The organism is Hyphomonas sp. UBA3601 (assembly GCF_002375605.1).
Taxonomy (GTDB): domain Bacteria; phylum Pseudomonadota; class Alphaproteobacteria; order Caulobacterales; family Hyphomonadaceae; genus Hyphomonas.
In genome coordinates, this window is the sequence record NZ_DFME01000138.1 from 16,695 (window position 1) to 29,631 (window position 12,937).

General features: G+C 59.4%; 18 protein-coding genes. 11 read left to right on the forward strand and 7 right to left on the reverse strand.

Annotated elements, in window-relative coordinates; genetic code table 11:
* The 6 genes from pyrE to recO form a co-directional block, all read left to right on the forward strand.
* Positions 1–437: orotate phosphoribosyltransferase (gene pyrE / locus B4F73_RS15605; protein WP_290483725.1), on the forward strand; the 437-nt coding region annotated here is incomplete at its 5' end.
* The gene (locus B4F73_RS15610; protein ID WP_206992629.1) at positions 437–1,180 is read left to right on the forward strand and encodes a pyridoxine 5'-phosphate synthase; all 744 of its coding nucleotides are present in this window, start codon (positions 437–439) and stop codon (positions 1,178–1,180) included. The genes pyrE and B4F73_RS15610, both read left to right, overlap by 1 nt.
* Positions 1,177–1,587: a holo-ACP synthase gene (acpS, locus tag B4F73_RS15615; RefSeq protein ID WP_206992630.1), complete on the forward strand. Its 411-nt coding sequence runs from the start codon at positions 1,177–1,179 to the stop codon at positions 1,585–1,587. The genes B4F73_RS15610 and acpS overlap by 4 nt, the downstream gene beginning before the upstream one ends.
* Entirely contained in the window at positions 1,584–2,339 is a 756-nt protein-coding gene (gene rnc / locus B4F73_RS15620) for a ribonuclease III (RefSeq protein ID WP_290479001.1), read from the forward strand. Before acpS ends, rnc begins: the two co-directional genes overlap by 4 nt.
* Complete coding sequence (era, locus tag B4F73_RS15625; RefSeq protein ID WP_290483726.1) at positions 2,336–3,283, forward strand: GTPase Era; 948 nt, start codon at positions 2,336–2,338, stop codon at positions 3,281–3,283. The genes rnc and era overlap by 4 nt, the downstream gene beginning before the upstream one ends.
* Positions 3,280–4,011 (forward strand): DNA repair protein RecO, encoded by a 732-nt coding sequence (recO, locus tag B4F73_RS15630; RefSeq protein WP_290483727.1) that lies wholly within the window; start codon positions 3,280–3,282, stop codon positions 4,009–4,011. Before era ends, recO begins: the two co-directional genes overlap by 4 nt.
* Here the strand turns inward: recO and B4F73_RS15635 are convergent.
* Positions 4,008–4,622 (reverse strand): glutathione S-transferase family protein, encoded by a 615-nt coding sequence (locus B4F73_RS15635; RefSeq protein ID WP_034814363.1) that lies wholly within the window; start codon positions 4,620–4,622, stop codon positions 4,008–4,010. The genes recO and B4F73_RS15635 overlap by 4 nt on opposite strands.
* A 147-nt stretch (positions 4,623–4,769) precedes the next feature.
* On the opposite strand from B4F73_RS15635, the gene B4F73_RS15640 reads away from it, so the two are divergent.
* The gene (locus B4F73_RS15640; RefSeq protein WP_206992635.1) at positions 4,770–4,955 is read left to right on the forward strand and encodes a hypothetical protein; all 186 of its coding nucleotides are present in this window, start codon (positions 4,770–4,772) and stop codon (positions 4,953–4,955) included.
* A gap of 16 nt (positions 4,956–4,971) precedes the next feature.
* Here B4F73_RS15640 and B4F73_RS15645 read toward each other — a convergent pair whose 3' ends face one another.
* On the reverse strand, positions 4,972–5,655 hold the full coding sequence (locus B4F73_RS15645) for an extensin family protein (protein ID WP_290483728.1): 684 nt from the start codon (positions 5,653–5,655) through the stop codon (positions 4,972–4,974).
* 127 nt (positions 5,656–5,782) lie between these two features.
* On the opposite strand from B4F73_RS15645, the gene parC reads away from it, so the two are divergent.
* Positions 5,783–8,017, forward strand: a complete 2,235-nt coding sequence (parC, locus tag B4F73_RS15650) for a DNA topoisomerase IV subunit A (RefSeq protein WP_290483729.1) — start codon at positions 5,783–5,785, stop codon at positions 8,015–8,017.
* Here parC and B4F73_RS15655 read toward each other — a convergent pair.
* From B4F73_RS15655 to B4F73_RS15670, 4 genes are all read right to left on the reverse strand, one after another.
* Positions 8,014–8,997: a hypothetical protein gene (locus B4F73_RS15655; protein ID WP_290478999.1), complete on the reverse strand. Its 984-nt coding sequence runs from the start codon at positions 8,995–8,997 to the stop codon at positions 8,014–8,016. The genes parC and B4F73_RS15655 overlap by 4 nt on opposite strands.
* Before the next feature lie 118 nt (positions 8,998–9,115).
* Positions 9,116–9,871, reverse strand: coding sequence for an SIR2 family NAD-dependent protein deacylase (locus B4F73_RS15660; RefSeq protein ID WP_349677877.1), 756 nt, complete (start codon positions 9,869–9,871; stop codon positions 9,116–9,118).
* 95 nt (positions 9,872–9,966) lie between these two features.
* Positions 9,967–10,674: a VIT1/CCC1 transporter family protein gene (locus B4F73_RS15665; protein ID WP_371822986.1), complete on the reverse strand. Its 708-nt coding sequence runs from the start codon at positions 10,672–10,674 to the stop codon at positions 9,967–9,969.
* 78 nt (positions 10,675–10,752) lie between these two features.
* On the reverse strand, positions 10,753–11,199 hold the full coding sequence (locus B4F73_RS15670; RefSeq protein WP_290478998.1) for an SRPBCC family protein: 447 nt from the start codon (positions 11,197–11,199) through the stop codon (positions 10,753–10,755).
* A gap of 54 nt (positions 11,200–11,253) precedes the next feature.
* Here B4F73_RS15670 and B4F73_RS15675 point away from each other — a divergent pair, with 54 nt between their 5' ends.
* From B4F73_RS15675 to B4F73_RS15685, 3 genes are all read left to right on the forward strand, one after another.
* Positions 11,254–11,589: an ArsR/SmtB family transcription factor gene (locus B4F73_RS15675; RefSeq protein WP_290483730.1), complete on the forward strand. Its 336-nt coding sequence runs from the start codon at positions 11,254–11,256 to the stop codon at positions 11,587–11,589.
* A gap of 76 nt (positions 11,590–11,665) precedes the next feature.
* Positions 11,666–12,229 (forward strand): LemA family protein, encoded by a 564-nt coding sequence (locus B4F73_RS15680; RefSeq protein ID WP_206992641.1) that lies wholly within the window; start codon positions 11,666–11,668, stop codon positions 12,227–12,229.
* 35 nt (positions 12,230–12,264) lie between these two features.
* On the forward strand, positions 12,265–12,588 hold the full coding sequence (locus tag B4F73_RS15685) for a hypothetical protein (RefSeq protein ID WP_290483731.1): 324 nt from the start codon (positions 12,265–12,267) through the stop codon (positions 12,586–12,588).
* Here B4F73_RS15685 and B4F73_RS15690 read toward each other — a convergent pair.
* A partial coding sequence (locus tag B4F73_RS15690) for an aminotransferase class I/II-fold pyridoxal phosphate-dependent enzyme (RefSeq protein ID WP_290483732.1) occupies positions 12,573–12,937 on the reverse strand: 365 nt, incomplete at its 5' end. The two genes, B4F73_RS15685 and B4F73_RS15690, sit on opposite strands and share 16 nt — an antisense overlap.

Below are 12,937 nucleotides of genomic sequence, written 5' to 3' on the forward strand. Positions count from 1 at the left end.
GCAAGGCCCTTGCGGCGAAGCTGACTGCCGAATTCGGCAAGATTGATGTTGTGGCTGGGCCAGCTGTTGGCGGCATCATTCCGGGCTATGAATTGGCGCGCCAGCTTGGCGCACGGTCGATCTTTGCCGAGCGGGTCGATGGCCAGCTTCAGTTCCGCCGGGGCTTCTCCATTGCCGAAGGCGAACGTGTGCTGATCGCGGAAGATATCGTCACGACGGGGCTGTCTTTTCGTGAAACCGTTGAAGCGCTGGATGCGCTGCCCGGCGAGGTCGTGGGTGGTGCCTGTATCATCGACCGGTCGAACGGCCGCGCTGATGTTGGCTGCAAGCTAATTTCGCTCGCGGCGGTCGATTTCCCAGACTATGACGCCAATGATTTGCCACCAGATCTTGCCGCGATGGAGGCCGTCAAGCCTGGCTCCAGGGGCCTCGCCTGATGGCAAGCCCGTTGCGCCTTGGTGTGAACATTGATCACGTTGCAACCATTCGCAATGCGCGCGGGGGGGATCATCCCGATCCGATGCGCGCGGCGCAGATTGCGGCTCAGGCAGGCGCAGACGGCATCACGATCCATTTGCGCGAGGACCGGCGCCACATTCGCGATGGGGATCTCGAAGCCATACGTGCGGCTTCCAGCCTTCCGATCAATCTCGAAATGGCTGCGACAGACGAGATGACGGAGATTGCCTGCAAGTTCCGTCCGCATGCAGCTTGTATAGTTCCTGAAAAGCGCGAAGAGCGTACGACCGAAGGCGGGCTCGATGTCGCGGGCCTGCATAACCAAATTGCGCCCGTTGTTCGCCGCCTCAATGAATCGGGTGCGCGGGTGTCACTCTTCATCGAACCCGACCCTGTTCAGATTGCAGTTGCGGAAGTGCTTCAGGCACCTGTGGTCGAACTCCATACGGGCAAGTACGCTGAGCTATGGATCGAAGGTGGTGCAGAGGCCGCGGCGCCAGAACTCGAACGGCTGAAGATCGCGGCGATAGAAGCGCGCAAGCGCGGTGTCGAACCGCATGCCGGACATGGCCTGACATTTGAAAACGTTGCTCCCGTGGCGGCAATCCACGAGATCGCAGAACTGAACATTGGTCACTTTCTTGTTGGTGAGGCCATCTTTATCGGTCTTGATGCTGCAATCCGGGAAATGCGTCGACTGATGGATGAGGCCCGCGCATGATCATTGGTATCGGGAATGATCTCTGCAATATCGAGCGTGTGGAAAAGACACTTGCCCGATTTGGTGAGCGGTTTGAGAAACGCGTGTTTACCGATGTCGAAATCGCGCTGGCGCGCCGCCGTCGCCTGACTGCTGAGACGTATGCCAAACGATTTGCGGCCAAAGAGGCGTGTGCAAAGGCGCTCGGTACGGGTGTGCCGCGTCGCGGCGTTCATTGGAAGCATCTCGGCGTTGTGAATTTGCCAACGGGCAAGCCAACTCTTGCGCTGACTGGCGGCGCGGCGGAGCGCCTCGCCACGATGATGCCCGCCGGCCATGAAGCGATTATTCACCTGACCATCACGGATGATTACCCCTGGGCTGAAGCCCAGGTCATCATCGAAGCTCTTCCGGTGACGCCAGCATGACACCAACAAGACCCAAACGCACGCGCCTCCGGTCGAAGGGAAAAGCGAGCCAGCCCTCACTGGCCGAAACGGATATCCGGACACTGGAGTCCATTCTTGGCCACAAATTCAAAAACCCGGAGACGCTAATCCGTGCGCTGACACATCCAAGCGCTGTAACTTCTGCGGAATCAGTCCGCCTGTCCAACCAGCGCCTCGAATTTCTGGGTGACCGGGTCCTGAACCTCGTGATCGCCGAACGCTTGATTGACCGACGCCGGATGGAGAGTGAGGGCGATCTGGCTCCGCGTCTCAACAGTCTTGTTCGCAAGGGGGCCTGCGCGGATGCCATGCGCCATCTTGGCGTTTCGGAATTCGTTATCATGTCGGATGGCGAGATAGCTGCCGGTGGGCGCGAACGGGAATCGACCCTTGGCGATGCCTGCGAAGCCATTATAGGCGCAATCTACCAGGATGCCGGGCTCTCCACCGCCCGGAAATTCATTGAGAAAGCTTGGGCGCCGCAATTCGAGGCGGCTCCGGCCCAGACCAAAGATCCCAAGACGCTGCTGCAGGAATGGGCCCAGGGACAGGGCCTGCCACTGCCGGATTATGACGTGCTGAGCCGGTCGGGACCGGACCATGAACCCACTTATGAGGTTGAAGTTAAAGTGGCCGACCGGGGTGCGGCTGTTGCCGCGGGGTCGTCAAAGCGCGATGCTGAGCGTAATGCTGCCGCCCTTCTCCTAGAAAGCCTGACCGGAACCCCATGACAGACACCCCCATCACCCATGCTGGATTTGCCGCCATTATCGGCGCGCCGAATGCGGGCAAGTCCACGCTGACCAATCGTCTGGTCGGCACTAAGGTGGCAATCGTCACGCACAAGGTGCAGACGACGCGCTTCCCGGTGCGCGGCGTCGCGCAGGTGGACGGCACGCAGATCGTGCTTGTGGACACTCCGGGTATCTTTGCGGCCAAGCGCCGGCTCGACCGCGCCATGGTCAAGGCGGCCTGGAGCGGCGCTGACGATGCGGACGCCATTGTGCACCTGATCGACGCTTCGGCCTGGGTCGCGGAGCGCGAAGGCAAGGTAGATGGTGCGCAGAAGAAATCTCTGGAAGATGACCGCCGGGTCATCGAGCAACTTCAGCAGATTGGCCGCAAAGCTTTCCTCGCCTTGAACAAGATTGATCTGTTTCCCCATGATCAGGTCCTGCCCATCATTGCGGAACTGAACGAGACGGGCGTCTATGAAGAGGTCTTCATGATCTCCGCCGAAAATGGCGAAGGCGTCGAAGCGCTGGAAAAGGCGCTCGCGAAACGGATGCCCGAAAGCCCGGCGCTCTACCCGCCGGACCAGATTGCCGACCTGCCGATGCGCCTGCTTGCCGCCGAAGTGACGCGGGAAAAGCTAATGCTGCGCCTGCACCAGGAACTGCCTTACCAGCTGATGGTCGAAACAGAGAGCTGGGAAGAGAAAAGGGATGGCTCCGTCCGTGTGCAACAGGTCGTGGTCGTCGGCCGCGACAATCACAAATCCATGGTGCTCGGCAAGGGCGGCGCAGCGATCAAGGATGTTGGTCGCAAGGCCCGCGAAGAACTCTCTGAAATGCTCGGTCGCAAAGTGCACCTCTTCCTGTTCGTGAAGGTGGATGAACGCTGGCAGGAACGCCGAGAGAGTTATCAGGGGCTTGGCCTGGAGTTCGATGTTTGAACTGGTCGGATGACGGCATAATCCTGGGCGCACGCCGCTTTGGAGAAGGTGGCCTCACCCTCGACGTTCTCACCCGCACGCGCGGGCGTAGGTCCGGTCTTGTCTATGGCGGTTCCTCGCGCAAGCGCCGCGCGCAATATGAAGCCGGAAATTCTGTTTCCCTCAGTTGGACCGGTCGCCTTGAAGAGGCTCTGGGCCGGTTTGATGTGGCCGAGGCCAGTCGGGAGCGAGCGGCGCGTGTATTGGACGATCCAGCTGCCCTCGCCGCCATTTCGGCTATTACCGCGATCCTGCGGGGCGGACTGGACGAAGGCGATGCAGCCGGTTCGGCACTGTTTGAGGCCACCGAGCTTCTGCTAGACCAGATTGAGGCGCAGGAAATCTGGCCGGCGCTCTATGTGCGCTGGGAACTGGGCCTGCTCTCCGCGCTGGGTTTCGGGCTTGATCTGGACGCATGCGCGTTGTCCGGCGCGAATGATGGCCTGACCCATGTATCTCCAAAGACCGGCCGGGCCGTGAGAGGGTCGGAGGCCGAGGAATATGTCGACCGCCTCCTTCGCCTGCCGCTCTTTCTTGTCGAATCCACGGCCCATGTTGCGCCGTCCGATATAGCCGATGGCTTGAAGCTCACCGGCTATTTTCTGGAAGAGCGTCTGTTTGGGGGGCTCAATCGGGGCGTTCCAGCAGAGCGCCTGCGACTGGTGGGCCGCATGCTGAAGCGGCCCTAGGCGCTCACACTTGGGCGTTGGCTGACCCGCGCATACCAGTTTCCGATGTGTTTCAGATCGGGGTTGAGGGGCTGGCCCACCTGACTGCCAAAAGCCAGGAAACAGAACAGCAGTATGTCAGCCAGGCCGAATGCCTTGCCTGCCACAAACTCACGGCCGTCAGCCATCTGTTCGTCCAGGAAGACGAGCCCATCCTGTGCGCAGGCTTTCAGGCCATCAGCAGCTTCCGGTAGGCAGCGCATCCGGTCCTGGAACATGGGCAGGCCCTCAGCGGCGCGGAAAGCTGTGGTCAGCGGCTCAACGATCTTGAGGTCCACCCACCGTGTCCAGCGGCGGTTCTGGGCGCGCGCTTCGGGTGTATCCCCCATCAGGCGGTCGCCGGGCTGGGTTTCGTCCAGATACTCGCAAATGGCAGTGATCTCGGTCAGGATGCTGCCATCATCAAGCTCAAGAGCGGGCAGCTGGCCAGCCGGGTTCTTGGTCGTATAGGGCGCCTGCCGGTTTTCTCCGGCCATCAGGTCGATGTCTTCCTTGGGCAGGTCGATGCCGCGTTCCGCCATGAACATGCGCACCACGTGCGGGTTCGGGCCTACGGAATTATACAATTTCATTCTGTTTCCTTCCCTCTTGTGGCGCTGACTGTTGCGCGGCGAGATAACGCGCGCAAGGGCTGTCATATTCAGAAGCCGTTCATTTTCTGATGTGTTAGGTGGCCGGTGAGGACTGGGGCGTTCCGTGCAAACGAAAAGGCTGATGCCATGAAGAAAACTGTTTTTGCCGTAACCGCCATTGCCACGCTTACTCTTGCGGGCTGCATTCACGTCGATGCCGACGAACACGGCCGCGACGCCATGTATGAAAATACCGAAACTGCGCTCCGCGTCTGCGGCGGCGAAGGCCGTGTGAAGGAAGTCAATGAAGACGGCTTCAAATGCATTGACTAGCCCATTGCGGCGCTAGTCACCGGCATACTTTCCCCCCGCCCATGTCGAGATGAAAATGATCGGCATGGGCGGCATTGTATTCAGGCCCCAGCGTCACCGAGAACAAATCGCACGCACCCTTGTGAAGACGCCGCAGGAATTTCTGCTCCGCCCCTCCTGCATCCCAATGCGTTTTCACGCTGATGAGACGGCCATCCTCAAGGCGGAAACCCGATACATCAATCGCATTGCCCAGCCCGTGCTGGGACATTCGTCGTGTGCCAGCGATGTTGCGACAGGAAAAGCTTCCATAGGTCTCGATCCGCGCAATCGGCGAGCCAAGGACCTCGATTGCTGCGGGGCGGGCAATATGGCGTTCCCAGGAATACAGCGCGGCCGCCTGACCACACGTCATGCGCAACGTCGCCGAATATGGCGTCAGCGTCTGGTCCAGCGTCAGGGCGTTTGTCAGCCCGCAACCGCCGTCCAGCTTCTGGTCTTCCAGCGGTGTGTACAGCACGCCCGCATCGTCCAGCGCGGCAAAACACACTTCGCGGTTTCGCTTGGTGCGGGTCAGCTTGTGCCATGTCCCGATGCCGGGCATTTCGGTCAAATCGACCGGCGCAAAGGGATTGTGGCGCGGAGGCGCCAGCCAGAAGAAGGCCAGCAACACCAGCGCCGGCAGGCTTATCAACAGGATCCATGCCCGGATTGCACTCATCAGCAGCTGCGCCCTTTTCCTTTCCTTAACCAAAGCGACGTTTGTGTTAACGTGCTCCGGCCCTTGAGTCGCTGACTTTAATCAAGGGCCTGCACCAGAATGTGGCACGAACTGCAAAGAGGCCAGAATGTCCGATTTGATTGACGGGACGCCGGAAGACCGGATCATCAACGAGCCGATGAGCGAGGCGCTTTCCAAGCGCTATCTCGCTTACGCGCTGTCGACGATTACGTCCCGCGCGCTGCCTGATGTGCGCGACGGCCTGAAACCCGTCCAGCGCCGTATCCTGTACGGTATGCGCGTCCTGAAGCTTGACCCCGAGGGCGGCTATCGCAAATGCGCCAAGATCGTTGGCGACGTGATGGGTAACTTCCACCCGCATGGCGACAGCTCGATCTACGATACGCTGGTGCGTCTCGCGCAGGACTTCACCGTTCGCTATCCGCTGGTCGATGGCCAGGGCAATTTCGGCAATATTGATGGCGATAGCGCCGCTGCCTATCGTTACACCGAAGCGCGCATGACGGTTGCCGCCGAGCTGTTGCTGGATGGCCTCAACGAGAACGCAGTCGATTTTCGCGCCAACTATGCCGAGAATGATGAAGAGCCGGTTGTCTTGCCAGCCGGATTCCCGAACTTGCTCGCCAATGGTGCGACCGGCATCGCGGTTGGCATGGCCACCTCCATCCCGCCCCACAACGCTGCCGAGCTGATCGATGCGGCGCGTCTGCTGATCGAAAAGCCCAAGGCGACGACGGCGGAACTGATGGATTTCGTCCAGGGACCAGACTTCCCGACCGGTGGCATCATCGTCGAAACCAAGGAAGCCATGCTTCAGGCCTATGAGACCGGTCGCGGCAGCTTCCGTATGCGCGCGCGCTGGGAAGTCGAAGACACTGGTCGTGGCACTTATCAGATCATCGTCACCGAGATTCCCTACCAGGTTCAGAAGTCGCGCCTGCTCGAAAAGCTGGGCGAGCTGATCGAAGCGAAGAAACTGCCCCTGCTCGACGACGTGCGCGACGAGAGCGCCGAAGATGTGCGGCTCGTCTTGGTCCCGCGCTCGAAAACCGTCGAGCCAGAAGTCTTGATGGAGAGCCTCTACAAGGTCTGTGACCTTGAAACTCGCTTCAGCCTGAACATGAACGTGCTGCACAAGGGCGCTCCCCAAGTCATGGGCCTGAAGGATGTGCTGCAGGCCTATCTCGATCATCGCCGCGAAGTCGTTGTGCGCCGGGCCGAGTTCCGTCTCGACAAGATCGAGAAGCGATTGCACCTGCTTGATGGCTATTTGATCGCCTATCTCAACATTGATGAGGTGATCCGCATAATCCGGTATGAGGACGAGCCCAAGGCTGTGTTGATGTCGACCTACGGTCTGACGGACATTCAGGCTGAAGCCATCCTCAATCTTCGTTTGCGGGCATTGCGCAAACTGGAAGAGATGGAAATTCGCGGCGAGCATGACCGGCTCAGCGCAGAGCGCGAAGACCTGATCAAGCTGATCGGCTCAACACGCCGCCAATGGAGCAAGGTTTCCAAGGAGCTGAAAGAAGCCCGCGAGGCCTTCGACCCTGACTCTGAACTCGGTCGCCGCCGCGCGACGTTTGGCGAAATGGCGGAAGTGGATCTCGCAGCCGCTCTGGAAGCCACACTGCCGAAGGAGCCGCTGACTATTGTGCTGTCCCAACAGGGCTGGATTCGCGGCATGAAGGGGCACGGGCTCGATCCGGAATCAGCCAAGTTCAAGGACGGTGACGAACTCTACCTTTCCGAAGAAGTGATGAGTACGGACAAGATTATCCTCATGGCATCCGACGGACGGGCCTTTACGCTGCCGGCGGACAAGCTGCCGGGTGGACGCGGACACGGCGAGCCGATCCGCCTGTCCATTGATCTGGAAGACAGTGTCGACATTGTCACGATGTTCCGCTTTGAGCCGGACCGCAAACGCGTCGTCGCTTCCAGCGAGGGCTATGGTTTCGTCGTCGAAGAGAAAGAGCTGGAATCCAACCGCAAGGCTGGCAAGCAGGCCGTGAATACCGGTAAGGGCGAGTTGAACATCTGCGTGCCGGTTGAGGGTGATATGCTGGCCGTGGTCGGATCGAACCGGAAACTGTTGATTTTCCCTCTGGATGAGTTGCCGGAGATGGCGCGCGGCAAGGGCAACAAGCTGCAGTCCTATAGTGGCAAGTTCAAGCTGCGTGACCTGATGACCTTCGACAAGCGTGACGGACTGATTGTCATGACGGGCGGTCGCCACCGCGCCTTCCCGGAATGGGAAGAATGGATCGGCAAACGCTCACAGGCTGGCAAGGCCGTACCGAAGGGCTTCCCACGCGGCGGCACGTTCAGCGGTTAGGCTGACGGGTCCAGCCCGAAAGCCTTGTAGGCATCCTTTTGACTACCCCAAAATGGGGTGATGTGGGAGGGAACCTGAAGCTTTGTCACCGGTTGGGCCTCGAACGGCGTCGCAGGTTTCGGGCCAACCAGTACAGCGTTGAACTCGCCATCCCTCGCATTGTCCAGAATCCACTCCGGTCGCTTGCCGGTCAGCTTCTTGATATCCTGACCGTAAAACCGTTTCGCGTCGCGGTACTCCTGTTGCCATTGTTTCTTGTACCGGCTGAGGTCCACGTTCGGATTGAGTTTCCGGGCTGACGCGACCCGATCCTCAACCGGGATAACGCGGCCCGGAGCTGAGACGTAACATTTCCTGGTTGGAGAATTGTCGAAGGAGATGATCCCCGTTCGCGAAGCATCCACTCCATTGGCAATGGCACCCGCTTCATAGGAGTTGATGACCACACCGTCGATTTCCACACCGGGGGCGCGCTGAATGTTCCAGAGAACGGAGTCATAGGATGTGAGGTACAGGAAAACCGGGGTATCGGTCTCCGTCACAAGGACGTCGATCTGGCGGGCGTTGTTTACCGCACTTCCGATAGCCATACCGAGCGCTTCGCGCTGCACGGCCGTCTTGGCGTTTTTTGTCCTCTCCCGGATCATGGCTTTGCGCTCGGCAATCGCTTCTGGCGTGTCCTTTCGGTTGATATGGTGCAGCGGCGTCCGGACCCCGCCACCATACGTGTAGACATAGGCCGCACGCGCATTGTTGCCGGCCTTAGGAGTCCGACAGGATGCATTTGTGCGCACGGCCTCCGGCTGGGCGGGAAGGATTGATGGGCTCAGCGAGGGCGTGCCTGTTGTGACCTGTCCATAGGTGACCGGGGCCTGCCCCTCCGCGATGACAAGCGGTGTGGAGGCCTCAATGGATGTACCGCCCGCATTGCCGCATGCGGATGCGAAAAGAAGGGTTGTTGCCAGCACAGTATTGCGCATTCCAGGCCTCCCACCATGAAGGTTTCTTCTGGATCTATAGCAATCTAGAGTTTCGATTGAGTTGACGGGGTGGCTGAAATTCCATTTTGGCCGAAAGGAAACACCGTGGGCAGATGTCTTACCGGTCGAGCAAGGCCATTGTGTCCGTCATCAGCGAGCCGATCTCGGTATGAAGGACGAGATCGGCGAACGGGTCCTGATCGGTCGGTTCACGATTGACGATCACCATGCGCGCGCCGTTGCGCTTGGCTTCCATCGGAATGGCCGAGGCCGGGTAAACCACAAGTGACGAACCGAGCACGATCACAAGGTCGCAGAGTAACGCTTCCTCGCTGGCCCGCAGCATCTTGTCTTCGGGCATCGATTGGCCGAACGAGATGGTCGCATTCTTAAGCAGGCCCGTGCAGAAGATACAGGTCAGATCCTCGTCTTGTTCCCAGCGAGGCTTCAGCGTCTCGAATTCGTAGCGTTTTCCGCATTGCAGGCATTTGGCATAGCTCGCATTGCCATGTATTTCGATGACCTGATCGTCTGGCACGCCGGAATCCTGATGCAGGTTGTCCACATTCTGTGTGACTACGGAGCTAACCTTCCCGCGCTTCACCAGATCGGCGATGGCATAGTGGCCCACATTCGGTTTGGCACCGGTCCAACCTTCGGCGCGACTGAATACGCGCCGCCAGGATTCCCGGCGCGCATCGCGTGAGGCGACGAAATCCTGGAAATAGATCGGGGACATTTTGCTCCAAACGCCACCAGGGCTTCGGAAATCCGGAATGCCGCTCTCGGTGGAGATGCCAGCTCCGGTGAATACCATCACCCGGCGGGCGTCTGAAATCATGCGTGCGAGTTGGCCTGAATCCGTCATGAGCATCTTCTATGCATTACTGTCTGCGCCTCCCCTCACTAGCAGCTAAAGATTTGAAAGAATTTGTAAAGACGGGCCGTTGGGAAGAAGCACGCGAATTTCTAAACGACCGTACCGAAGGCTGCACCGATCAAGCCGGTGACAAGCATGGCAGCAGCCCCCCAGAATACGATTCTCACAATGGCTTTGAACTTGCCCGCGCCGCCCGCCTTGGCCGAAGCCATACCAAGCAGGACCAGCGCCAGCAGGGACACGCCCGCCACAACAGGTGTGACCAGATCCGCCGGTGAGAACACGGCTGCCAACAGAGGCAGGACCGCGCCTACGGAAAAGCTGAGCGCAGAACTGACAGCTGCCTGAATGGGCCGCGCTGCTACAATTTCGTTGATGCCAAGCTCGTCTCTCGCATGGGCTTCCAGCGCATCCTTTTCGGTCAACTGCCGCGCGACCTCATAAGCGGTGTCCTTTTCGACACCGCGATTCATGTAGATGTGCGCAAGTTCAACCAGTTCGGCTTCGGGATGGTCCCGCAGCGCTGCGCGCTCGATCTCGAGGTCGGCTTGTTCAGTGTCAGCCTGCGACGAGACAGAAACATACTCCCCTGCTGCCATCGACATCGCACCCGCCACCAAGCCTGCAAGGCCTGCGGTCAGGATCGCGCCGGTGGAGGCTGCAGCGGACGCAACGCCGATCATCAGGCTGGCGGTCGACAGTATTCCGTCATTCGCGCCAAGCACCGTGGCGCGCAGCCAGCCGATGCGGTGGCTGTAATGATGCTCGCCGAGCGGAAAGGGTGAGGCCATGATCATCTCCTGGTTCCGGGAAATCAGGCGACAAATAGGAATGGGGGTCAAGCCTCCGGCTTGACGCAGATCAGATCGGAGGCGCTATGTATACATGCCGTCGCGCAGGTTGATGCCATGCTCGAGCCAGGCTTTCATGGCGCAAATCATTTGTGACCAGCCCATGCAATTGCCGTAGGAATTCAACAGGCCCTGATCCGTTGACGGCCACCCCTCTTCTGAAATGGAGACGATGGTGCGGCCATCCTCGGTCGGTTCGAACCGAATGGTGACGGTTGTTTTGGCGCCATCTGTTCCATCGCCATCCCATTCCAGGACGATGCGTTTGTTTTCCTCCACGTCTACCACATTGACGGGGAAGGCACCGGGAAAGTCGTGGAAATCCCATATGACCGTCGCGCCAGCCTCCAGTCGGCCTTTCGCACCGCCAGTAGTGAAATAGCCAGATAGCTGTTTGGGGTCTGCGACGGCCTCGAACACGTCCTCGACAGGGCGATTGATACGCCCGCTTACTTCGAATTTCAGGTTCATCGTAGCCTCCCGCTATCGCTTGCCAGATCCAAGTTAATGTTATAAAAAGACAACATGTCAAGCGATGATAAAACTGACCTGATTTTCAGGGCGCTGGCCGCGCCGGTCCGGCGAAGCATGATGGATGCGCTGAAAGATGCACCTCAGACGACGGGTGACCTCTGCGCGCAGTTCAGCCAGCTCAACCGGTGCACGGTGATGCAGCATCTGGGAGTGCTGGAAGAAGCTGACCTTGTGCTCGTGCGTCGGGTTGGTCGCCAGCGCTGGAATTATCTCAATGCCTTGCCGATCAAACATATTCATGAGCGCTGGATCGGGCGCTATGCTTCTGGTGCGGTCGCCCTGCTGGACCGCCTGAAAACTGATCTGGAAACTGAAACGGTCGCGTGAGCGTCGCAGCGTCCCTTGCACTCTGCGCCGGGCCCGGATACCCCTTTTAAATCTGGTTCTTATGGAGGGACGCCCGATGAGCCCCATTCTAGTAGTTCTGGCCGCAATCGTCGCGATCGCTGGCTTTGTCATTCTGATCTACAACGGCCTTGTGATGAAGCGTCAGAGGGTCAATCAGGCCTTCGCGGACGTGGATGTCCAGCTGAAACAGCGTCAAAACCTGATCCCGAATCTCGTGGAGACCGTGAAGGGCTATGCGAGCCATGAGAAGGAAACTCTGGATGCCGTCATTTCGGCGCGGAATGCCGCACAAAGCGCGAGCACACCGGGGGAAATGTCCGCGGCCGAAGGCATGCTGACCGCATCGCTCGGCAAGCTGTTCGCGCTCGCCGAAGCCTATCCGGACCTCAAGGCGAACACGAACTTCCTTGAACTTCAGTCGGAACTGTCTTCCATCGAAGACAAGCTCGCCGCCGCGCGCCGCTTCTACAATTCGGCTGTTCAGGACTACAACACGTCCCGCGAACAATTCCCCGGATCCATTGTGGCGGGCATGTTCAATTTCGAAGGTCGCGAATTCTTCGATGTCGGTGTCGAAGGACGAGAAGCCTTGTCCACGGTGCCAGAAGTCAAGTTCTAGGCTATACTGCTGCCTCCGGATCAGGAGGTGGGACCATGAAATATCTTACGATCAGTGCGGCGCTTGTCCTTGGGGCTTGCGCCTCAAATTCTGCCGGGTGGAGTGCATCCACCTGGAGCGGCCTGCCGGATCGCACCGTGGCGGGGGGCGGCTACAGCTTCTTTGCCTCACCGGCCGAGGGTCAGGGCTTCAAACTCAAATTCTCGGTCAAGACTGATGGCACATTCGGCGTGGCCGAAGCGCCGACCGAAGATGCGCTGGTCGAGGCCGCCAGGGCTGCAGCGCCGGAGGGCTGCAATTTCGTGTCTCTGGAGCGCAGCGCAGATGGCGGCGCCGTGGCCGACTATGATTGCGGCTGAGCCGCGAACCATGGCTCCAGCAGGCTGAGCGCTTCTTCGATCTGTGCTGTCGACAGCGCAAATGAAAACCGCATGAAGCGATGGCCTTCAACCGGATCGAAATCGACACCGGGGGCTGTGGCAATGCCGGTATCTTCGAGCAGTTTCAGGCAGAAGGCCAGGCTGTCATCGGTATACTTCGATATGTCGGCATAGATGTAGAACGCTCCATCCGGCGGCGCGATCTTTTCAAGCCCGAGGCGCGGCAGGGCTTCAAGCATCAATTCGCGATTGCGGCGGTAGACCTCGACATGGCCGTCCAGTTCCTCCGCGCCGACCATCGCCACGAGGCCAGCATGCTGGGACAGGG